17 protein-coding genes and 2 tRNA genes are annotated in these 20,853 nt (G+C 70.9%); 5 read left to right on the top strand and 14 right to left on the bottom strand.

Going from position 1 to position 20,853, the window contains the following annotated elements:
• Positions 1 to 15 precede the first annotated feature (15 nt).
• Entirely contained in the window at positions 16 to 282 is a 267-nt protein-coding gene (gene rpsT / locus OG963_RS29910) for a 30S ribosomal protein S20 (RefSeq protein WP_030921110.1), read from the top strand.
• Positions 283 to 524: 242 nt separating this feature from the next.
• On the opposite strand, the gene holA is transcribed toward rpsT, so the two are convergent.
• The gene (gene holA / locus OG963_RS29905) at positions 525 to 1,511 is read right to left on the bottom strand and encodes a DNA polymerase III subunit delta (protein ID WP_030921113.1); all 987 of its coding nucleotides are present in this window, start codon (positions 1,509 to 1,511) and stop codon (positions 525 to 527) included.
• An 83-nt stretch (positions 1,512 to 1,594) separates the two neighbouring features.
• Between holA and OG963_RS29900 the strand changes: the two genes are divergently transcribed.
• Entirely contained in the window at positions 1,595 to 1,840 is a 246-nt protein-coding gene (locus tag OG963_RS29900; RefSeq protein WP_093774402.1) for a hypothetical protein, read from the top strand.
• Between the two features lie 33 nt (positions 1,841 to 1,873).
• Here OG963_RS29900 and OG963_RS29895 read toward each other — a convergent pair whose 3' ends face one another.
• Positions 1,874 to 2,758 (bottom strand): YceI family protein, encoded by an 885-nt coding sequence (locus tag OG963_RS29895; protein WP_093774400.1) that lies wholly within the window; start codon positions 2,756 to 2,758, stop codon positions 1,874 to 1,876.
• Between the two features lie 184 nt (positions 2,759 to 2,942).
• Complete coding sequence (locus OG963_RS29890) at positions 2,943 to 3,776, bottom strand: arylamine N-acetyltransferase (RefSeq protein WP_093774398.1); 834 nt, start codon at positions 3,774 to 3,776, stop codon at positions 2,943 to 2,945.
• A 101-nt stretch (positions 3,777 to 3,877) separates the two neighbouring features.
• Between OG963_RS29890 and OG963_RS29885 the strand changes: the two genes are divergently transcribed.
• The gene (locus OG963_RS29885; protein WP_093774396.1) at positions 3,878 to 4,333 is read left to right on the top strand and encodes a pyridoxamine 5'-phosphate oxidase family protein; all 456 of its coding nucleotides are present in this window, start codon (positions 3,878 to 3,880) and stop codon (positions 4,331 to 4,333) included.
• 26 nt (positions 4,334 to 4,359) lie between these two features.
• Here the strand turns inward: OG963_RS29885 and OG963_RS29880 are convergent, their stop codons facing one another.
• The 5 genes from OG963_RS29880 to leuS form a co-directional block, all read right to left on the bottom strand.
• Complete coding sequence (locus OG963_RS29880; protein WP_371799660.1) at positions 4,360 to 6,945, bottom strand: ComEC/Rec2 family competence protein; 2,586 nt, start codon at positions 6,943 to 6,945, stop codon at positions 4,360 to 4,362.
• Positions 6,942 to 7,643: a helix-hairpin-helix domain-containing protein gene (locus tag OG963_RS29875; RefSeq protein ID WP_371799659.1), complete on the bottom strand. Its 702-nt coding sequence runs from the start codon at positions 7,641 to 7,643 to the stop codon at positions 6,942 to 6,944. The genes OG963_RS29880 and OG963_RS29875 overlap by 4 nt, the downstream gene beginning before the upstream one ends.
• Positions 7,644 to 8,129: 486 nt before the next feature.
• Positions 8,130 to 8,975 (bottom strand): DegV family protein, encoded by an 846-nt coding sequence (locus OG963_RS29870; RefSeq protein ID WP_371799658.1) that lies wholly within the window; start codon positions 8,973 to 8,975, stop codon positions 8,130 to 8,132.
• Positions 8,976 to 9,113: 138 nt separating this feature from the next.
• Positions 9,114 to 9,842, bottom strand: a complete 729-nt coding sequence (locus OG963_RS29865) for a hypothetical protein (protein ID WP_371799657.1) — start codon at positions 9,840 to 9,842, stop codon at positions 9,114 to 9,116.
• Positions 9,843 to 9,994: 152 nt separating this feature from the next.
• On the bottom strand, positions 9,995 to 12,862 hold the full coding sequence (gene leuS, locus OG963_RS29860; protein WP_093774388.1) for a leucine--tRNA ligase: 2,868 nt from the start codon (positions 12,860 to 12,862) through the stop codon (positions 9,995 to 9,997).
• Positions 12,863 to 13,332: 470 nt separating this feature from the next.
• On the opposite strand from leuS, the gene OG963_RS29855 reads away from it, so the two are divergent.
• Together OG963_RS29855 and OG963_RS29850 are read left to right on the top strand one after the other, a co-directional pair.
• Entirely contained in the window at positions 13,333 to 14,697 is a 1,365-nt protein-coding gene (locus OG963_RS29855; RefSeq protein ID WP_093930272.1) for a hypothetical protein, read from the top strand.
• On the top strand, positions 14,694 to 16,271 hold the full coding sequence (locus tag OG963_RS29850; RefSeq protein WP_093774384.1) for an NADH-quinone oxidoreductase subunit NuoF family protein: 1,578 nt from the start codon (positions 14,694 to 14,696) through the stop codon (positions 16,269 to 16,271). The genes OG963_RS29855 and OG963_RS29850 overlap by 4 nt, the downstream gene beginning before the upstream one ends.
• A 74-nt stretch (positions 16,272 to 16,345) precedes the next feature.
• Here the strand turns inward: OG963_RS29850 and OG963_RS29845 are convergent.
• The 6 genes from OG963_RS29845 to OG963_RS29820 all read right to left on the bottom strand — a co-directional run bounded on the left by OG963_RS29845 (position 16,346) and on the right by OG963_RS29820 (position 20,835).
• Positions 16,346 to 16,418, bottom strand: a tRNA-Ala gene (locus tag OG963_RS29845).
• 125 nt (positions 16,419 to 16,543) lie between these two features.
• Positions 16,544 to 16,777: a hypothetical protein gene (locus OG963_RS29840; protein WP_030921150.1), complete on the bottom strand. Its 234-nt coding sequence runs from the start codon at positions 16,775 to 16,777 to the stop codon at positions 16,544 to 16,546.
• 918 nt (positions 16,778 to 17,695) lie between these two features.
• Positions 17,696 to 17,768 (bottom strand) — tRNA-Ala (locus tag OG963_RS29835).
• A 138-nt stretch (positions 17,769 to 17,906) separates the two neighbouring features.
• The gene (locus OG963_RS29830) at positions 17,907 to 18,560 is read right to left on the bottom strand and encodes a histidine phosphatase family protein (protein WP_030921157.1); all 654 of its coding nucleotides are present in this window, start codon (positions 18,558 to 18,560) and stop codon (positions 17,907 to 17,909) included.
• Complete coding sequence (gene rsfS / locus OG963_RS29825) at positions 18,557 to 18,988, bottom strand: ribosome silencing factor (protein WP_093774380.1); 432 nt, start codon at positions 18,986 to 18,988, stop codon at positions 18,557 to 18,559. The genes OG963_RS29830 and rsfS overlap by 4 nt, the downstream gene beginning before the upstream one ends.
• A gap of 116 nt (positions 18,989 to 19,104) precedes the next feature.
• Positions 19,105 to 20,835 carry an LCP family protein gene (locus tag OG963_RS29820; RefSeq protein WP_371799656.1) on the bottom strand — a complete coding sequence of 577 codons (1,731 nt, stop codon included), beginning with the start codon at positions 20,833 to 20,835 and terminating at the stop codon, positions 19,105 to 19,107.
• Positions 20,836 to 20,853: the final 18 nt, after the last annotated feature.

Below are 20,853 nucleotides of genomic sequence, written 5' to 3'. Positions count from 1 at the left end.
TGAAAAGGCTCTTTCGTGGCGAACATCAAGTCCCAGATCAAGCGGAACAAGACGAACGAGAAGGCGCGCCTGCGCAACAAGGCCGTCAAGTCCTCGCTCAAGACCGCGATCCGCAAGGCCCGTGAGGCTGCCGCAGCGGGCGACGTCGAGAAGGCCACCACGGCCGTTCGCGACGCTTCGCGCGCACTCGACAAGGCTGTCTCGAAGGGCGTCATCCACAAGAACGCCGCCGCCAACAAGAAGTCGGCGCTGGCCTCCAAGGTTGCCGCCCTCCAGGGCTGAGCTTTCTGATGTAACTGCCGGAACGGACCAGCGGGCCCTCTCTCCCGCCCCTGCCCGGCCCCCGCGCCGCACACCGAACCTGCGTTCGCCACGCGGGTGCGGCGCACCAAGCGAGAACCGAGGCCCCGGTTCGTCACCCTCCCCAGGGCGACGAACCGGGGCCTTCGGCATACCCGCTCTAGCTCAGTCGGTCACGACCGGCACCTGCCTCGCCGTCCCACGGTCAACGGGCCGTCCCACGGTCACCGACCGCTCCGCGCCGCCCGCGCAACAGCAACGACGGCCTTCTCGAGGGCGTACTCGGGGTCGTCCCCGCCGCCCTTCACCCCCGCGTCCGCATCCGCGACCGCCCGCAGCGCGACCGCCACCCCGTCCGGTGTCCACCCCCGCATCTGCTGCCGCACCCGATCGATCTTCCACGGCGGCATCCCCAGCTCGCGCGCAAGATCCGCAGGACGCCCCCCGCGTGCCGAGGACAGCTTGCCGATCGCCCGGACGCCCTGCGCGAGCGCGCTGGTGATCAGCACGGGCGCCACCCCGGTCGACAGCGACCAGCGCAACGCCTCCAGCGCCTCCGCCGCCCGCCCCTCCACCGCCCGGTCGGCAACGGTGAAGCTGGACGCCTCCGCACGACCGGTGTAGTAGCGCCCGACCACCGCCTCGTCGATCGTGCCCTCGACATCCGCGACCAGCTGCGACACCGCGCTCGCCAGCTCCCGCAGATCGCTGCCGATGGAGTCGACGAGCGCCTGGCACGCCTCGGGGCTCGCGGAACGCCCCAGCGCCCGGAACTCCGACCGCACGAACGACAGCCGCTCCGCGGGCTTGGTCGTCTTCGGGCAGGCGACCTCCCGCGCACCCGCCTTGCGCGCCGCGTCCAGCAACGCCTTGCCCTTGGCGCCGCCCGCATGGAGCAGCACGAGCGTGATCTCCTCGACCGGCGCACCGAGGTACGCCTTGACGTCCTTCACCGTGTCGGCGGAGAGGTCCTGCGCATTGCGCACGATCACCACCTTGCGCTCGGCGAAGAGCGAAGGGCTCGTCAGCTCGGCAAGAGTGCCCGGCTGGAGCTGGTCGGAGGTGAGGTCGCGGACGTCCGTGTCGGCGTCGGACGCCCGGGCCGCCGCCACCACCTGCTGCACCGCACGGTCGAGGAGGAGGTCCTCCTGGCCCACGGCGAGCGTGAGGGGGGCGAGCGGATCGTCGGTGGAATTCCTTCTGGTGGCCATCGCCGTCCAGCATCCCACGCGCCACTGACAGCACGGCTCGACCGCCCGTCCCCGCACCCGCCGCCGTACCGGAGAATGGGCAGGTGAGCGATGTGAGACATGTACTGGTGCTGCCCGACCGCGATACGGCGGAGGAGGTGGCCGGAGAGCTCGCCGACCGTTTCGGTGTCGCCGATGAGCCCCAGCTCGTGCGCGACGCACTGGCCGGCGAGGACGACGCCGAGGACGCCCAGTGGCTGGTGGTCGTCGAGGACCCGGCCGGCCGGCTGGACTCCGCAGCGCTCGACGCGTTCGCGGCGGAGTACGAGGGTTGGCTGGAAGCGCCTTAGCGGCGGCGCCCCGCCCGCAGGCCTCCCCCGGGCTCAGCTCTTGGGGACGATCTGGATGTCCATGTCGATGGCGATGCTGGGTCCGACGACGGCGATACCTCGGGCCAGCATGGTCTGCCAGGTCAGCGTGAAGTCCTCACGGTGCAGCTCGGTGGTGGCCCGGCACGCCGCCCGGGTCTCGCCCTCGAGGCCGTTGCCCAGGCCGAGGTACTGGGTGTCCAGCGTCACCGTTCGGCTGACGCCGTGCAGGGTCAGCGCGCCGCTGACGCCCCAGCGGCTGCCGCCCCGGTGGACGAAACGGTCGCTGTAGAACTCGAGCGTCGGGTAGCGCCCGACGTCGAGGAAGTCGCTGGAGCGCAGATGGTCGTCGCGCATCTGCACGTTCGTGTCGATCGACGCCGCATCGATGATGACGTGCATGGCGGAGTCCTCCATGCGGTCGGCGATCCGCACCGCACCGGCGAACGTGTTGAACCGGCCGTGGATACGGGCCAGCCCGATGTGGCGGGCGGTGAACCCGATCTGTGTGTGGTTCGGTTCGATCTCCCAGTCACCGGCGGCGGGCAGCTGCGGGGGTGCGGAGACCTGGAGCGTCACGTCGCCGAGGCTCGCGTGGCCGCTCTCGCCGACGGTGGCCGAACCATGGAACGGAGTAAAGCCCTCCGCCGTGACGGCCAGCCGGTACTCACCCGCCGGGACGGTGGCGAGGACGTTCCCGTAAGGGTCCGTCTCACCGCCGACGACCTTGCGGCCCGCACTGTCCGTGACCACGAACTCGGCCTGCTGCACAGCCACGTTGACCGGATCGAGCACACGGCAGCTCAGCACTCCCGCGGTGCGCGGCACCGCGAGTCCGGCGAGCGGGCTGCCGCCCGCCGCGTGCGTCGCCTTCTTGCTTCCCAGCCAACGGCCGAGCATCTTCAGTACCCCCGGGGGAGATTCACCATGGGGCCTGACGGCTGGACATCGTTGTCGGAGCAGCGGCCCGCCGACGAGCATGCATTCGATCACCCTTGAGGCGTTCGAGGCAAACGGAGCGTCTGGACAGGGCTTGGGAGGAGGTGTTACCGAAGGTCCGAATTGAACGTTCCGCTTGTGTGCGTCAACCGTTCGGTCCTTGAATGCCCGCCTTGCGGACTGTGGGCAGCCGGTCGAGCCGCAGCCCGAAGTGCTCACGGTAGGAGGCGAGCACCTCGGCGTCGGTGGCCAGCGGAACTTCATGTCGCTCGCCACCCACCGTCGTGACGAGGGTGCGTCCGCTGAGGGTGACCCTGCCCATGCCGGTGAGCCGGGAGCAGACCAGAGACCGGGTGAAGTGCGAACCGGGCGAGGTGCGGTGGTACCAGGAGCCGGCCCGGAAGTCCGCCAGAGCCCGCGGTCGCGGATCGAGTCGGTACTGGGGCACCCCGTCACGCAGCACATCGAGATCACCGGCCCCGGCACCTTCCGTGGCGTCGGGAGTCTCCCGGATCCGGTACGTACCCCGCGGGTCCTCCTGGTCCGCACGGTCGTCGAACACGAGCGGAAAATGGGCGTGGTCACCGAAGCCGACATCGGCGAGCCAGGGTCCGGAGCCGTCGTCGGTCTCGACACGCAGCGCGAGATGGTCGTACGGAATTCCGAGTTGTCCGCCGTCCCCGTAGACGCGGGCCTGGAGCAGAGTGACGCCGAAGCCGAGGGCCCGCAACAGAGCCGCGAAGGCGCCGCCCAGTTCGTAGCAGAAGCCGCCCCGCCGGGCGCCCACCACCTTGTCCAGGAGCGCCTTCTCCTCCAGCACGATGTCTTCGCCGAGATGGATCGACAGATTCTCGAAGGGCACGGTCGTGAGGTGCCGCACCTGCAGATCGCGCAGGGCAGCTGCGTCGGGGCGCGCGGGACGGACGGCGCCGATGCGGTCCAAATAGGCGTCGACGGTCTGTGGCGATTGCGGGTCCATGGCCGCAGTCTGTCCCGGTGCGCCGCCGTGCGCCATGATCCGGTGGTCCTAGGACCGCCGACCGAGGTGCGTGGTCGCAAGCACTCGCTAGCGTACGGAACATGACGAATGCGGAGCCGGCGCGCAGCCGGGAACAGCGCAAGCAGGATGTGCTCGACCGCTTGGAGAAGGACGACGACGCCTGGGTGGCGACCGCTTCGGCGGACGGCGTGCCGACGCTGGTGCCGCTGTCGTTCGTGTGGGACCGGGGGACGCTCCTGATGGCGACTCGGCGCACCAATCCGACCGCACGCAATGTGACTCCGACCGGGCAGGCCAGGATCAGCCTGGGCCACACCCGCGATGTGGTGCTCATCGACGCGACCGCCGAGGTCGTGGAGGGCGCGGAACTCTCCCCGGAGTCGGGCGACGCCTTCGCGACGAAACTCGGCTGGGACCTGCGTGGCCGCACCCCCTGGGTGTACCTCCGTTTCACGCCGTACGCCGTCAGGGCGTGGCGGGAGGAGAACGAGCTGTCCGGGCGCGAGCTGATGGCCGACGGCAGGTGGCTGGTCTGAGGCCGGTGCCATCGGCCGGAGAGGGGTCATGAGCGTCCGACCGCCCGCAGCCCCGGCCCGGAACCCGTCACCGCGATCGCGCCGTCCAGGTCCGTGCGGAGCACCACCGCTCCGCCGGCCCTGAGCGCCTCGACGGTACGGGCCGCCGGATGCCCGTACGGGTTGTCCTTGCCCACGCTCACCAGCGCGAGTCGCGGGTGAGCACTGCGCAGCAACGCGGGGTCCTGGTGGGCGGAACCGTGATGGGCGACCTTGAGGACGTCCACCCGCGGCAGCGCCGGGTACTGGCGCAACAACCCCTGCTGGGCCGGTGGTTCGAGATCTCCGAGGAGCAACAGGGTCAGTCCGCCGGTCCGGACGAACAGCGTGACACTGGCGTCGTTGGGCTCCTCCGGTTCGGGAACCGCTGTCGCACCGCCGACGGGCCACAGGACCCGCCAGTCGAGCGGACCGATGCGGCGCCGCTCTCCCGGGGCAGCCCGCATCAGAGGGACCCGTGCGGCGGCGGCCGTTCCGCGTACGAACGCGGCCTGTTCCGGCGGTTCGTCCAGGCCCGTCGTCTGGATCGCGCCCACCGCTCTGCCCCGCAGCACGCCGGGCAGGCCCCGGACATGATCCGCGTGGAAGTGCGTGAGCAGCAGCAGTGGTACCCGGGTGACGCCCAGGTCGTGCAGGCATCGGTCGGCGAGCCGCGGATCAGGTCCGGTGTCGACGACCACGCCTTCGCCGGGTCCTGCCGCCAGCACCATGGCGTCCCCCTGGCCCACGTCGCACATCGCGAACACCCAGTCAGGCGGTGGCCACCCCGTCAGCACCCGGGTCAGCGGCACCGGCCGCAGCACCGCGAGGATCAACAGCAGCGCCGCGGCCGAACACACCCAGGGGTGGCGCGCGATACGGCGGGCGGACAGCACCGTGAGCGCCGTGAGGACGGCGAGCAGCAACGCTCCCTGCCGGCCGTCGGGCCAGTCGATCTCCGCCCCGGGGAAGGCCGCTCCGGTGCGGGCCACGGAGGCGATCCACCCGGCCGGCCACCCCGCGATCCTCGCCAGCAGCTGGGCCACCGGCATGGCCACGGGCGCCAGGGCGAGTGCGGCGAACCCGAGGACGGTGGCCGGCGCCACCGCGAACTCGGCCAGCAGATTGCACGGAATCGCCACCAGGCTGACCCGCGAGGCCAGCAACACGACGACCGGCGCGCACACCGCCTGCGCCGCGGCAGCGGCACCCAGCGCCTCCGCGAGCCGGGGCGGCACCCTGCGCCGCCGCAGCGCGGCACTCCATGACGGCGCGACGGTGAGCAGAGCCCCGGTGGCCAGGACGGAGAGCACGAAGCCATAACTACGTGCCAGCCACGGGTCGTACAGCACGAGAAGCAGAACGGCGGCCGCCAGTGCGGGAATCAACGACCGGCGGCGCCCCGTGCCGATCGCCAGCAGCGTGATCAGGCCGCAGGCGGCGGCCCGCAGCACGCTCGGCTCCGGCCGGCAGACGAGGACGAAGGCGAGGGTGAGTCCCCCGCCGAGCAGCGCGGTCATCCGCAGCGACAGACCCAACCGAGGTGCCAGACCACGGCGTTCGACCCGAAGCGCGGTGCCGGGCGGCCCGATGAGCAGCACGAGCAGAATCGCCAGATTGGCGCCGGAGACCGCCATCAGGTGGGTGAGATCCGCCGCCTGGAACACATCGTGCAGTTCGGGGGTGACCCGTGAGGTGTCGCCGACGACCAGCCCCGGCAACAGCGCACGCGCATCCGGCTCCAGCCCGTCGGTCGCCGTGCGCAGCCCGGCGCGCAGACCACCCGCCGCGTGCTGGAGAAGGGTGGGAGGCCCGATGACGCGGGGCGGGCCGTTGCCGTCCGGCCGCAGGACGGCGGCGTTGCGCTCCCCGCTGTGCAGAGGCGGCGAGAGATGGCCGCTCAGGCGCAGCCGCGTGGAGGGCAGCAGCCGCTGCCACCGCTCCGGCGAACGGTCAGGGGACACGATCACCAGCACCGGGACACGGAGCCGGGTGGCGGCACCGTCGGGCGCCGTCAGCCGGGTGATCTCGGCGTCCAGGAGAAGCGCGACCGGGGTGCTGTGGTCGCCACGGACCTGGGTCCGGGTCTGGCGTGCGTCGGACGTGACGGTCACCTCCGCCTCGACCTTCGCGAAGCGCTGCGCGAGACCATGAATCGGCTGCTGCCGCAGGTAGGCGCTGTGCAGTCCGGCGGCCGTCGCTCCGGCCGCCGCGCACAGCAGAGCGGCTGCGGCCGCGGTCGCGTGCAGTCGCCGTCTCCGTACGGCGCTTCGCCCGCCGTCCCGCGTGTCCCTCTCGCCGGCCGGCCGGGCGCTCGTGCCCCGGGCAGCCGTCCGTGACACAACCAGGAGCGCCAGACCCGCGACGAGACAGACCACTGTCCCCACGGCCGTCCAGCGCCCCGGCGCCCCCACGGCGAGGGCCGCGGCTGCCCAGGTCGACAGTGCGGGCGGGACGAGCCGCAGATCGACCGGGCCGTCCTGCTGCGGGTCGGAGACACCCAGCCGCCGACCCGAGACCGTATGGACGTCCTCATGGATGTCCGGGTGGACGTCCGGACGGTCCTCCGGTCGCGGGTCCTCCGTGGGGCTCATGGCCGTACCAGCGGTTGGAGATCGGCGAACCGGCGGTCGCCGATCCCGTTGACCTCGCGGAGTTCGCCGACGGACCGGAAGCCGCCGTGCTGCGTGCGGTAGTCGACGATGTGCCGGGCGAGAACAGGGCCGACCCCGGGCAGGGTGTCCAGCTGTTCCACCGTCGCGCTGTTGAGGCTGACCGGCCCCGTCACGGGGCCGGCACCGGCGCCCGCGGCACCCCCTGCCGCGGCGGCTCCTCCTGTGGCGCCGAAGGCCTGCGGTCCGGGTGGCGCGCCCACCACGACCTGCTCCCCGTCCATGAGCACCCGCGCCCGGTTGAGCCCGGCGAGATCCACGCCGGTCCGGACTCCGCCCGCCGCCCGCAGGGCGTCGGCGACCCGGGCACCGGACGCCAAGGGGTAGATGCCCGGCCGCCGTACCTTGCCGCTCACATCGACGACGATCCGTCCGCCCGGTCCTCCGGTGGGCGGCGGTCCGGGGGACGGATCCGGAGTGCCGGCCCGATCCACGCCCCGATCCGTGCCCAGGGCCGATTCCGGGGCATGCGCGGCCTCGCTGACCGGATCGGGGGCGCGGACGGACTGCGGACGTGCGGACCAGAAGTGGACGACGGCGAAGACCGCGGCAGCGACCAGGACGACGGTGAGCGCGGCGAGGGTTCTCGGCTCCAGTCCGCACCTGAGCTGCAACCACATCGGGAGGCGCTCCCGAACGGCAGGAACCAGCCGCTCCCACCGCCCGGCCGCGACCGGAGCCGTTGTGACCGCCAGCGTGGTCTCCTCTGCGGGAGCCGGACGCGGTGACGGAGGCGGCGCAGGGCCCACTGTCGGCCGGGCGACGCGCCCCCCGTACGCACCGGCCATGAGCGCGTCCGCGCGATGTCGCGAGGCCGCCGCGACGCCGGCGGCATGCCCACGCGACAACCGTCGTCGTCCAGGTCCGGAGCCGGGACCGTATCCCGGGCCCTGGCCCGCACCGGACCCGCGCCGGGCGCGCACGTCCGACGCCGCAGCGCGGCCGGGTCCACTTCCACTGGTTGCACGGTGTGCTCGATGCACACGATCTGATCGGGGAGCCATGCCTCACGACGCTAGGCACATTCGCCCGAACCCGCCGAGCAGGCCACATTCCAGTGGAAAACCGCCCGGTTGTGGATAACTCCCTCACCCTGACGAGGGAGATCAGCGAGGCGAAACCACCGCTCCGAGCAGACCGGGACCGGTGTGCGCACCGATCACCGCGCCGACCTCACTGACATGCAGATCGACGAGCCCGGGGACACGCACACGCAACCTCTCGGCCAGCCGGTCGGCCCGCTCGGACGCCGCCAGGTGGTGCACGGCGATGTCCACCCGGCCGGTGCCCGCCCGCTCGGCGACGATCTCCTCCAGCCGCGCGATCGCCTTCGAGGCCGTCCGCACCTTCTCCAGCAGCTCGATCCGGCCACCGTCCAGCTGGAGCAGGGGCTTCACCGCGAGGGCCGACCCCAGCAGGGCCTGGGCCGCGCCGATGCGCCCCCCGCGGCGCAGATAGTCCAGCGTGTCGACGTAGAAGTAGGCGGAGGTGCCCGCGGCCCGCTTCTCGGCCGCCACGACCGCCTCGTCCAGGCTGCCGCCCGCCTCCACCGCCTCGGCCGCGGCCAGGGCGCAGAACCCGAGGGCCATGGCGACCATGCCGGTGTCGACCACCCGTACCGGCACCGGAGCATCCTTGGCGGCGAGCAGCGCGGCGTCGTACGTGCCCGAGAATTCGCCCGAGAGGTGCAGCGAGACGATGCCGACGGCGCCGGCTTCGGCCGCAGCCCGGTACGCGGCGGCGAAGACCTCGGGGCTGGGCCGCGACGTCGTCACGGGGCGTCGCTTCTGGAGCGCCAGCGCGAGGGAGCGGGCCGAGATCTCGGTGCCCTCCTCCAGCGCCTGATCGCCGAGGACAACGGTCAGCGGCACTGCGGTGATGCCATGCCGCTCCATCGCCTGGGGCGGCAGGTAGGCCGTGGAATCGGTGACGATCGCGACATGGCGGGACATGAGCGGGAGGTTACCTGCCGGGGCGCCGTCTCGGCAGTCCGACCCCGACCGAGTGATCACTTCCGATCGCTTCGGCCCGCATCCTGCCACGACCGATCACATCGGTTCGAGCCCGGGCCTTCGGCACGCCCGTCCTGCTCAATTGGTCGTCTCGGGCCGCACGGCCTTCTGCCAGGGATAACCGGTCTGCGCCCGGGGGTCCCGAGACGTGAGCGCCTCCGGGCCTTCCTCGCCGGCCCGCGCACCCCGCGCCCGCTCGCCCCCACGCCCATCCGCACCCGCACCGGCACCCGCACCGGCACCGGCACCGGCCGAAGGCTCCTCCACCGTCCAGTGCCGCAGCGCCCCCGCCTCCACATCGATCTGCGTGTTCAGCGCCGCCAGATCGTCGTCGGCGAACTGCCGCGCCCGGTCGCGCGCGGCCCACCGCAGCGACTGCGCCGAGTGCGTGATCCGCTCCGTGCGCTGCTTCAGGCCGGGCAGCAGCGACGCGACCGTCGCCCGGTCGGGCTCGCGCTCCAGCCTCTTCAGCTCGTCGTCGAGCTCCCGCCCGTGCACGCTGAGTCGCTCGAACAGTCCCAGCGACTCCGACAGCGAGGCGTCCTCGGCGACACCCGCCTGCAACGCCTCCTGGGTGGCCCGCATCGACGTCCGCAGCGAGAGCCGCAGCTGTGCCAGCTCTCCGGCCACTCCCACCTGGCCGTAACTCTTGGCCCGCAGCGTGGTCTCCTCGACCGTGCGGCGCGCCTGCGTGATCGTGCGGTCCACGCCACGCTTCGCCGCGCCGATGACCTTGACGCTCACATAGACGCCCAGGGCCATGAACGCGACGAAGAGCAGCCCCAGAATCAGGATCACGGCTTCCATGACGCCCCTTGGATGTCGATTCGGCTGCCGACTACCGGCCCCTCCACCGTAAACGGAACGGGCAGGCCGAGGGTTCCTTCGGAACCCCTAACCTGCCCGTAAGGGAAAGCCCTCACACCGTCGTGAGCCGATCGGCGGCTAGCCGGAGACCGTCACGCAGGGACGATATTGACCAGCTTCGGCGCCCGCACGATCACCTTGCGGATCCCGGCTCCGTCCAGCGCCGCGACCACTGCCGGGTCGGCCAGGGCCAGCGCCTCCAGCTCCTCGTCCGTGATCGACGGGGAGATCTCCAGCCGTGCCTTGACCTTGCCCTTGACCTGCACCACGCAGGTCACGGTCTCGTCCACGACGTACGCCGGGTCGGCGACCGGGAAGTCCTGGTGCACGACCGAATCGGTGTGGCCCAGCCGGCGCCACAGCTCCTCGGCGATGTGCGGCGCCAGCGGCGCGACCAGCAGCACCAGTCGCTCGGCGACGGACCGCGACAGCGGGCCGCCCACCTTGGTCAGGTGGTTGTTCAGCTCGGTGACCTTGGCGATGGCGGTGTTGAAGCGCATACCGGCCATGTCCTGGCCGACGCCGTCGATGGCCTTGTGCAGCGCGCGCAGCGTGTCCTCGCCGGGCTCGGTTTCCACGACGGTGACCTCGCCGGTCTCCTCGTCGACGATGTTGCGCCACAGCCGCTGCAGCAGCCGGTACTGACCCACGACGGCACGGGTGTCCCACGGCCGCGACACGTCCAGGGGGCCCATCGCCATCTCGTACAGACGCAGCGTGTCCGCCCCGTACTCGGTGCAGATCTCGTCGGGCGTCACCGCGTTCTTCAGGGACTTGCCCATCTTGCCCAGGACGCGGCTGACCTTCTCGTCCTGGTGGTAGAACGCGCCGTCGCGCTCCTCGACCTCGGCCGCCGGAACCGCGATGCCGCGGCTGTCCCGGTACACGAACGCCTGGATCATGCCCTGGTTGTACAGCTTGTGGAACGGCTCGGCCGAGGAGATGTACCCCAGGTCGTGCAGGACCTTGGACCAGAACCGTGCGTACAGCAGGTGCAGTACCGCGTGCTCGGCGCCGCCCACGTACAGGTCGACGCCACCGGTCGGCAGGCCCTCTCGCGGACCCATCCAGTACTGCTCGATCGCCGGGTCGACCAGCTGCTGGTCGTTGTTCGGGTCCAGGTAGCGCAGCTCGTACCAGCAGGAACCTGCCCAGTTGGGCATGGTGTTGGTCTCGCGGCGGTACTTCTTGGGGCCGTCACCCAGGTCCAGCGTGACGTTGACCCAGTCGGCGTTCCGCGACAGCGGGGTCTCGGGCTGGGTGTCGGCGTCGTCCGGATCGAAGGTGCGCGGCGAGTAGTCGTCGACCTCCGGCAGCTCCAGCGGCAGCATCGACTCGGGCAGCGAGTGGGCGATGCCGTCCTCGTCGTACACGATCGGGAAGGGCTCGCCCCAGTAGCGCTGACGGCTGAACAGCCAGTCACGCAGACGGAAGTTGACGGTTCCCTCGCCCAGGCCCTTCGCCTGCAGCCATGCGGTGATCTTCGCCTTGGCCTCGACGACACCCATGCCGTCCAGCGAGATCTCGTCGCTCGCGGAGTTGACCAGCTTCGCTTCGTACGAGGCGAATGCGTCGTCCCAGGTGGAGGGATCCGTGCCACGGTCGTCCGACGGCTCGACGACGCAGCGCATCGGCAGCTCGAAGGCGCGCGCGAAGGCGAAGTCGCGCCCGTCGTGCGCCGGGACAGCCATGATCGCGCCGGTGCCGTAGCCCATCAGGACGTAGTCGGCGATGAAGACGGGCACCTTTTCGCCGCTGACCGGGTTGGTCGCGTACGCGCCGGTGAAGACGCCGGTCTTGTCCTTGGCCTCGGCCTGCCGCTCCACGTCGGACTTGGCGGCGGCCTGCTTGCGGTAGGCGGTGACGGCCTCGGCCGGGGACGCGTGTCCGCCGGTCCACACCGGATGGGTGCCCTCGGGCCAGGCGGCCGGAATGATCCGCTCCACCAGGTCGTGCTCGGGCGCCAGCACCATGTAGGTGGCGCCGAACAGGGTGTCCTGGCGGGTGGTGAAGACGGTGATGTCCCCCGCGCCGTCGACCGGGAAGTCGACGCGCGCGCCTTCGGAACGCCCGATCCAGTTGCGCTGCTGCAGCTTGATGGCCTCGGGCCAGTCCAGCCCGTCCAGATCGTTCAGCAGCCGGTCGGCGTAGGCGGTGATGCGCATGTTCCACTGGCGCAGCTTGGCCTTGAAGACGGGGAAGTTGCCGCGCTCGGAACGGCCGTCGGCCGTCACCTCTTCGTTGGCCAGCACGGTACCCAGCCCCGGCGACCAGTTGACGGGCGCGTCGGAGGCGTACGCCAGGCGGTACTGGCCCAGGACCTCGGCGTGCTCGACGGCGCTCAGAGCGCTCCAGTCACGGCCGTCCGGGGTCGGGCGCTCACCGTTCTCGAACTGCGCGACCAGGTCGGCGATCGGCCGCGCCCGGTCCGCCTCGGTGTCGTACCAGGAGTTGAAGATCTGCAGGAAGATCCACTGGGTCCACTTGTAGTAGTCCGCCTCGATCGTCGCGAACGAGCGGCGCTTGTCGTGGCCCAGGCCCAGCCGTCGCAGCTGGGACTTCATGTTCTCCATGTTGGCCTCGGTGGAGGCGCGCGGGTGCGTACCCGTCTGTACGGCGTACTGCTCCGCCGGCAGGCCGAAGGCGTCGAAGCCCAGGGTGTGCAGCACGTTGTGCCCGGTCATGCGCTGGTGACGGGCGAAGACATCGGTGGCGATGTAGCCCAGCGGGTGCCCGACGTGCAGACCCGCACCGGAGGGGTACGGGAACATGTCCATGATGAACTTCTTCGGCTTGGCGGCCAGTTCCGGATCGTCCGCCAGATCACCGGTCGGGTTCGGCGCCTCGTACGTGCCGTGGGCGTCCCAGAAGTCCTGCCAGCGTGCCTCGATGTCGGCAGCCATTGCCGCCGTATAGCGGTGCGGCGCAGCCGCCTCGGCTGCGGAATTCGTCTCGCTCATGATCCTCAAAGCTCCATCGATCGTCATCTGCCCGCGCTTACGGAAACGAAAAAGCCCCTCGCACAGGAGGGGACGCCGCGCCGATTCCAACCAGGCATTCACACCGGTCGGGACTGATCAGCGCGGCTCGCTAAGCAGAAGGCGTACGGCACGCATGGCGTCAGGGTACCGCACAGGCCCGGAGCGCAGCCGGACACTGCCGCTCCGTGGACAACCACGGACGACGGGGCCTCCCGAAAGCCCGAGGAAAGTCCGGGCAAGGCCCGGGAGGAGCCCCAGGAAGCGGCAGCGGATCGTCCGGAAGTCCCCTGCCGGGCCCTGCGAGGCGGCGGCGGAACGTCCGGGAAGCGGGGGTTACTCCGCGTACCGCCCTCTACTGGGGCAACCGCTCAAACCCCGTACTGGCCGGTATGGAGCGACTTAGCATGCCGCAACGGGACCGCTTTGCCGAACAATTCGGAGTTGCCCCAATGAACCCTCATCGCAAGATCCGCTCATCCCCCACCTTGAGCGCCGGACCGAACCGCTCGGTACAGGGCGGGCTCACCGTCGCCGTGCTGGTTCTCATCCCTCTGCTCGCCGTCGCAGGGAGCGACGACTTGCGCGCCGCACTCGATTTCACCACCGGTGTGCTCTCACTGGTCTCGCTCACCGCCGCGGTGGCCTGGGGCCTGATCGCCACCGACCGGCTGTTCCTGTCCTCACGGCAGCGCCTGCTCGGCCAGGGCATCCACCGGGCCGCTGCCGCGGCCTCGCTCGGCTTCCTGCTTCTGCATGTGACCGTGAAGGTCGCGCTCGGGCATGTGGCGCTGCTCGGCGCCCTCATACCCTTCGGTCTCGGTATGCGTGGCACCGCAGGGCTGATCGGCTTCGGCTCGCTGGCGGGGCTGCTGATGGTCGTCGCGGCCGCGACCGGCGCGCTGCGCAGTGCCTTCGCCACCCCGGGCCGCGTAGCGGGCCGCTGGCGCGCGCTGCACGCACTGTCCTACCCGGCCTGGTGTGCGGCGCTGATCCACGGTCTGTACGCGGGCAGGCCGCCCGCGACCTGGGTCGTCGTGATGTACAGCCTCTGTCTGGTCGCTGTGGCCGCCGCCCTGTGCCTGCGGCTGCTGCCGCCGACGACCAAACGCCGGATCACCGAACTGATCGCCGCTCTGATCAAGCCGGATGCCCTCCTCCCCGAACCGGATCCCGCGCTCCGCGAGGCCCCGTTGCCCGGCGCGGAGCGCGTACTTCCGCTCGGGCGGGAGGATCTGGGGCGGGAGGAACTGAGCCGGGAACGCGCCTACGGCGGGCTCGGCCGGGACGAGCTGGGTCGTGATGAGCTCGGGCGAGAGCTACGAGGCACCCCGCTCCCGTCGTCCTTCGACCGCCCGCGCACGCCCCTCTCCGCACCCGCCTCACCGCTGTACGAGGCCCCGTACGAGACTTCGTACGAGGCTCCGCCCCGGTACTCCGACCGTCTGGACACGAGCCCCGACACCGGACCCGTCGGGGGCGCAGGGCCCACTCGCACAGGCCCCGACCCGGGGATCTCCGCCGCCTACCGTGCGGTCTCGCGGGCCGCCGAGAACGCGGTCCCGGTCCCCGGGCCCGGCCCCCAGCAACCGGCCGGCCGTTGGCCCGCTCCCTCACCCGCACCACCGGCCCAGGCGCAGACCCAGACGTTCCGCCCCCCGTACGAGCCCGCTCAGGAGCACCCGTACGACCCGTACGGAACGGACGTGCCGACCGGCCCGCTGCCCGCCGTCGACGAGACCGCACCGCTGCCGGGGCCGCTCTATCCGCCCCCTGCCGGAGAACCCTGGCAGGCACCCGCAGGAGACCGACCGTGAACCTCCCCCTCCCCGACGTGCCCGAAGTCCGTGTCGTCGGCCTACCTCAGCTGACCACCGGGTTCGACCTGGTGGAGCGGCTCGACCTCGCCATGCATCTGAAGGTGCACGGACCGCTCGAACCGATGACCGGAGAACGTCTGGCCGAACTGGCCGAAACCATCTCGCTGCGTGGCCGCGGCGGTGCGGGCTTCCCCTTCGGGAAGAAGCTGCGGGCCGTCGCCAAGGCATCCATCCGGCGTGGGGTGCGGCCCGTCGTCGTGATCAACGGCAGCGAGGGCGAGCCGGCCTGTCGCAAGGACACCGTCCTGCTGAACCGCGCACCGCACCTGATCCTGGACGGCGCCCTGCTGGCGGCGGAGGCGCTCGGCGCCCGCACGCTGATCGTCGCGGTCACCCGTAACTCCACGGAGATCTCCATACGCGAAGCCCTCGCCGAGCGCGGCCTGTCAGACCGGCGCGGACAGCAACTGCGCGCCCGGGTCGTGCGCACACCCGAGCGCATGGTCTCCGGCGAGGCATCCGCGGTCATCAGGGCGGCAGGCGGTGGCCCCGCGCTGCCGCCGGGCCGTCGCGAACGGGCGGCCGAGTCCGGCGTCGGCGGGGCCCCGACCCTGCTGTCGAACGCCGAGACATACGCGCAGCTCGCCGTCGCCGCCCGGATCGGCGCCCGCCGCTACGGGCACACCGGGCTGCCCGACGAGCCCGGCACGGTGCTGCTCACCCTCTCCGGTGCCGTCTCGCGCCCGATGGTCATCGAGGTGCCCACCGGTGTGCCGCTGCGGTACGTACTCCAGCTCGCCGGCGCTCCGCCGCTGCCCCAGGGCGTACTGACCGGCGGCTACCACGGCAACTGGATCGACGCGATGGCCACGCACGACGCCGTCGTCTCCCGGGCCTCGCTGGCGGCGGCAGGCGGCGCCCTGGGCGCGGGCGCGATCCTGCCGATCGGACCCGAGACCTGCCCGCTCGGCGAGTCGCTGCGGATCGCGAACTGGCTGGCCGCCGAGACCGCCGGCCAGTGCGGCCCCTGCAAGCTGGGGCTGCCCGCCGCGGCCGGCGGACTGTCCGACGTGCTGAACGGTGGCGGTCCCGCGGCTCTGGAGGCGCTGCGCGAGGTGACGCAGGCGGTGAAGGGCCGGGGGGCCTGCAAACATCCGGACGGCTCAGCCCGCTTCCTGACCTCGACCCTGTCCGCGTTCACGGACGATCTGGCCGCGCACGTCCTGGACGGCGGCTGCGGTCGGGAGACGGTCGGCGTCCTGCCCCTGCCCGCGCCCGGCTACCAGGACCTGGAGGAGTCCATTCCGAGCGGCGAGAAGCTGGCGGTGGACTGGACGCTCTGCAAGGGCCACGGGCTCTGCGCGGACATCGTCCCGGAGCTGATCAGGCTGGGCCCCGACGGATATCCCGCACTCGCGGACGCCGCGGTTCCGGTACATCTGCGGGGCCGTGCTCAGCGTGCTGTGCGCCGGTGCCCCGCGCTGGCACTCCGAGTCGAGCAGGCACCGGCGGAACGTCCCGCGCTGCCGCCAGGAGCCGCCCGCAAGGCTCTTGGCAGCGGCCGTAGTTGACCTGCACGAACAAGCCCTGACAGACAGGAAGCGGGTCATCCGATTCGGATGACCCGCTTCCTGTTACTTCACTGTGGAGCTAAGGAGAATTGAACTCCTGACCTCCTGCATGCCATGCAGGCGCTCTACCAACTGAGCTATAGCCCCGTGCTGTTTTCCGCCCGGTCTCCCTGGCGACATCGAGAACATTACACGGTCACCCCGGCCCACCACCAAATCGATTCCGCTCGGTGCCGGTATGACCCGATTCGGGCAGCCCCTCGGCGTGGCGCTCAGGCAGTGGCGAAAGAGTAGAAACGCTTGAGGGTGCAGTGCTCCTCCAGGAGCCGCCCGTAGATCGGCTCCCCCTCCAGTTCCCGATATGTCTCGATCGGGTCGCCTTTTATGATCAGCGCCCGCGCACACTCCTCGCACCAGTACTGGTACTCGAGGTTGATCGGGTCCATGTCCCTGACGATGGGCGTACCGCTGCCGCACCAGTCGCACTTCCGCCTGTGTGCACCCATGAGTCAGCCGACGCCGCCTTCGGGAAACTCGGAGGCCTCGAGGGCTTCGGACACTCGGGAAACTTCGGGAACAAGGGGCAGGTCCGCGACCTCGTGGCGGCTCGCAGGCATCGCGCGCTCCCTCCCGTTCGGTCCGTCGCCCCCTCCGGCGGTCCGATTCTGCCATGGCCCCGCAAGGGGGTCAGCCCTGCGGAGAATCGACCGGCCACCGACCTCGTACAAGACCTGCCGGCGCACCGCGATCGCGGCCACCAGGAGCGCGAAGGCGCACGCCTGCAGCGCGTCTGCGAACCCGTGCGCCCCTGACACATCAAGGCGGTTGAGGAAGAGCGTGCCGAAGGCCGCGCCCCCGGACCGGCCGCATCGGGTCACGCTCACCAGGACAGCGCTCGCATCGCCGGCGCCCTCCGGCCGTACGGCGGCCGGCTCCCCCGTGCGGGTGGGACCGCAGCCCCGCACCGGTCCGGCACCCATGATCACCGAGCCGCATACGGTCCGATTCCGACCTACCCCCGTCGCGCATCACAAGCACGACAGTCACCGAAGCGACAGCCGCCGGGGCAAAACCACCCGGAACCAGGACCTTTGGGGAAAGGTCACCTCCGCAGCCACGCGCTGAACCAGCCGGAAGCCGATCAACTGCCCGGTGCCCACAGCCAGTCCGCAGGCGAGCGGAGAGGAGGGCGAAAGCCCGCGAGCCGGGCAGGGCGGGCCCGGCCGGGTCCGAGCAGGCTGCCAGGTCCGGCGCCGATGGCCAGCCCGCGTCACCGTCCGTCACAGGCCGCCGGAGCACCTTCCCGCGGCGGACACCCCGGCCGACGAGAGGAGCGGGGCAGGTGGCGCCGGTGCGCCCACGCCGCCACAGGCGAGTCGGGAACGCGAAGATCCCGCCCCCTGATGGGGACGGGATCTTGATTGTGGAGCTAAGGAGAATTGAACTCCTGACCTCCTGCATGCCATGCAGGCGCTCTACCAACTGAGCTATAGCCCCGCTGTTCGCTGTGTTTCCCTGCGTTTCCGCGCTGCGAACAAGAAGAACTTTAGCCTGTGACCAGCCAGAAAGTGAAATCCGGCCGACACCGCCCGGAGGCGGCCTCCGACCGCCGAACCGGCGCGCCCCGAAGAGGCCCTAGGCGTCGTCCCCGAGCACGGGCTCGGGCAGCGTGCCGGCGTTGTGCTCCAGCAGGCGCCACCCGCGCGCACCCTCGCCCAGCACCGACCAACAGCAGTTGGAGAGCCCGCCGAGCCCTTCCCAGTGGTGCGCTTCCAGGCCGAGCAGCCGCCCGATGGTCGTGCGGATCGTGCCGCCGTGGCTGACCACGACGAGCGTGCCGCCGTCGGGCAGTTTGTCGGCGTGATCGAGCACGACAGGGGCGGCCCGGTCGGCGACCTCGGTCTCCAGCTCGCCGCCACCACGCCGCACGGGCTCACCGCGCTTCCACGCGGCGTACTGCTCGCCGTACTGCCGGACGATCTCCTCGTGGGTGAGGCCCTGCCAGGCACCCGCATAGGTCTCGCGCAGTCCCGCGTCATGGGCGATCTCCAGCCCGGTGATCGCGGCGAGCTCGGCGGCCGTGGCCGCCGCCCGTCGCAGATCGGAGGCGACGATCGCGTCCGGCTTCAGCGAGGCGAGCAGCCGGGCGGCCCGGTGGGCCTGCCCGACGCCGGTCTCGGTCAGCTCGATGTCCGTGGACCCCTGGAATCGGCGCTCCAGGTTCCACGCCGTCTGACCGTGTCGCCAGAGGACGATCCTGCGGCCCCTGCCGCTGCTGCTGCCGTTCAGCTCAGGTCACCTTCCGTGCCGCCGGTGAGCTGGGCGTGCTCCTCGGCCTTGCCGCGAGTCCTGACGGCGTCCTCGGGGAGCGCGATCTCGGGGCAGTCCTTCCAGAGGCGCTCGAGCGCGTAGAAGACACGCTCCTCGCTGTGCTGGACGTGGATCACGATGTCGACGTAGTCGAGGAGGATCCAGCGGGCGTCGCGGTCGCCCTCGCGGCGCACCGGCTTGGCGCCGAGCTCCTTCTGGAGCCGCTCCTCGATCTCGTCGACGATCGACTTGACCTGGCGGTCGTTGGGGGCCGAGGCCAGCAGGAAGGCGTCTGTGATCGACAGCACGTCGCTGACGTCGTACGCAATGATGTCGTGCGCGAGCCGGTCGGCGGCCGCCTGAGCGGCGGCGTTGATGAGCTCGATGGAGCGGTCCGTGGCGGTCACAAGCAGGCTTTCGTCGGCGGTCAGATCAACCTCTAGGGTCTCACGGACCGCCGACAGCCCACGCAGCGATCTTTCGAAGATCCGTCTCGAAGATCTTTCAAGGTGCGGAGCCCCGACTATTTGATCTTGTAGTCCTGGCCGAGAACGACGGACACATCGGCGTTCGCGGCAGGCTTGCCCTGCTTCACCGCGCTCGCCGGCAGGCCCAGGGTCTTGGCGACCTGGGTCGCCTTCTCCTTGTCGGCCGCCGCCTTGTAGACGACCGTGGACGACACCGCGGTGCCGGTGTTCCCACCGCCGACGAAGGCATATCCACCGTTGACCAGCCTGATCCGGGCGGACTCGGTGCCGTCCTCGTCCCCGGTGCCGTTCTTGACGCCGACCCGCACGGCCGCGTCCTGATCCGGGGCCTTCACCGTGCCGCCCAGGATGTCCTTGACGACGCTCTCGGTGGCAGCGTCGGTCAGGGTGCCGTCGGGCTGCACCGGCAGCAGTGCCGTCTTGTAGTCGCCGATCTTGGCGTGCTCGGCGAGCTTCGCCAAGGACGCGCCGAGGTCTCCCTCGGGCAGCGACGGGTCCAGGATCTGCGCCAGCGTCTGCACGGTGACCGTGGCGGCCTTCGGATCGTCCGAGATCTTCCGCAGCACGCCGCGCATGACCTGCCCGAACCGCATGAGCTGCTTCGTCTCGGCCTCACCGGGACCCCGGTAGGTGGCGTACGCGACGGCCATCCGGCCGCTCAAGGTCTGCGCCTCGCCCTTCTTGACCAAGGGCGACGCACCCTTCTTGGTGTCCGGCACATCGGTGTCCGTGTCGACCTCGATGTTGCCGACGAGGTCGACGAGGTTCTCCAGGTACGGGGTGTCGAGCCGCCATGTGCCGCTGATGTCGGTGCCGAGCAGCGTGTCGATGGACTCGCGGGTGCCGTCGGAGCCGTCGTCGTCGACGGACTTGCCGAGGGTGGTGGTGTTGCCCTCGTCGTCGGCGACCGCCAGCGAGTTGGGCAGCAGGACCGTGGTCCCCTGCTTGGTGGTCACGTTGTCGACGAGCAGCGCCGTGGAGGTGCCGCCCTTCTTGGTGTCGTGCAGATGGACCACGATGACGTCTCGCTTCTGCGGACCCGTCGTCGCGGTGTTCTCCTTCTCCGATCCGCCGAGGCCCGGGATCTTGCCCGCGGACCAGAGGTAGCCGACACCGCCGACCACGACCAGGGCCACCACGACGATCAGAGCGACCATCCGGTTGCGGCCGCGGCGGCGTGCCTCCTCGCGCCGCTCGCTGCGGCTCTCGGTGAACTTCAGCCAGTCGATGACGTCTTCGGAGTCCTCGTCGGGCTCCTCGATGAAGGAGAACTGCCCGGTGCCGTAGTCACGGTCCGCGCGGCGCTGCTCGGGAACGGCCGGCTCCGGCTCGAACTCCTGCTCCCGCTCCCGTTGCTGGGGGGCTGGCGCCGGGGCGGCCGTCGGCGTGGAGGCCTGCTGCGGGATGTTCCACTGCGCCGTGGTGTCGACCGCGGCGGGCTGCTGGCCGGTGTCGTAGCCGTATCCGTCGTAGCCGTAGGCCGGCTGCTGAGGCGGCTGAGGCTGCTGAGGCTGCTGAGAGGCGTACGGGTCGTACTGCTGGGGCTGCTGGGACTGCTGGTGCTGGGCGTACGGGTCGTATCCGTACCCCGGCTGCCCCTGCCCCTGCTGTGCATACGGGTCGTACTGCCGCTGGGGCTGCTGGTGTTGCTGCTGCTCCTGTTGCTGCTGCCCAGGCTGCTGATACACCGGCTGCCCGTACTCGTCGTAGCCGACGATCTGCGGCTGCTGGTAGTACGGGTCGTACGGGTTCTGTCGGTCGTTCACCGGTGCCCCTCTCCGTGG

The organism is Streptomyces sp. NBC_01707 (assembly GCF_041438805.1).
In the GTDB taxonomy this organism is placed as follows: domain Bacteria; phylum Actinomycetota; class Actinomycetes; order Streptomycetales; family Streptomycetaceae; genus Streptomyces.
The sequence above is the reverse complement of the archived record's forward strand: the minus strand, read 5'-3'. Positions and strand labels throughout refer to the sequence as shown.

What these genes read in the sequence shown, in the direction of transcription:
- holA (WP_030921113.1), bottom strand. Translation starts at nt 1,511, where the DNA reads ATGGCCACCAGAAGGAATTCCACCGACGATCCGCTCGCCCCCCTCACG.
- OG963_RS29895 (WP_093774400.1), bottom strand. Translation starts at nt 2,758, where the DNA reads ATGCTCGGCCGTTGGCTGGGAAGCAAGAAGGCGACGCACGCGGCGGGC.
- OG963_RS29890 (WP_093774398.1), bottom strand. Translation starts at nt 3,776, where the DNA reads ATGGACCCGCAATCGCCACAGACCGTCGACGCCTATTTGGACCGCATC.
- OG963_RS29885 (WP_093774396.1), top strand. Translation starts at nt 3,878, where the DNA reads ATGACGAATGCGGAGCCGGCGCGCAGCCGGGAACAGCGCAAGCAGGAT.
- OG963_RS29880 (WP_371799660.1), bottom strand. Translation starts at nt 6,945, where the DNA reads ATGAGCCCCACGGAGGACCCGCGACCGGAGGACCGTCCGGACGTCCAC.
- OG963_RS29875 (WP_371799659.1), bottom strand. Translation starts at nt 7,643, where the DNA reads ATGTGGTTGCAGCTCAGGTGCGGACTGGAGCCGAGAACCCTCGCCGCG.
- OG963_RS29870 (WP_371799658.1), bottom strand. Translation starts at nt 8,975, where the DNA reads ATGTCCCGCCATGTCGCGATCGTCACCGATTCCACGGCCTACCTGCCG.
- OG963_RS29865 (WP_371799657.1), bottom strand. Translation starts at nt 9,842, where the DNA reads ATGGAAGCCGTGATCCTGATTCTGGGGCTGCTCTTCGTCGCGTTCATG.
- leuS (WP_093774388.1), bottom strand. Translation starts at nt 12,862, where the DNA reads ATGAGCGAGACGAATTCCGCAGCCGAGGCGGCTGCGCCGCACCGCTAT.
- OG963_RS29855 (WP_093930272.1), top strand. Translation starts at nt 13,333, where the DNA reads ATGAACCCTCATCGCAAGATCCGCTCATCCCCCACCTTGAGCGCCGGA.
- OG963_RS29840 (WP_030921150.1), bottom strand. Translation starts at nt 16,777, where the DNA reads ATGGGTGCACACAGGCGGAAGTGCGACTGGTGCGGCAGCGGTACGCCC.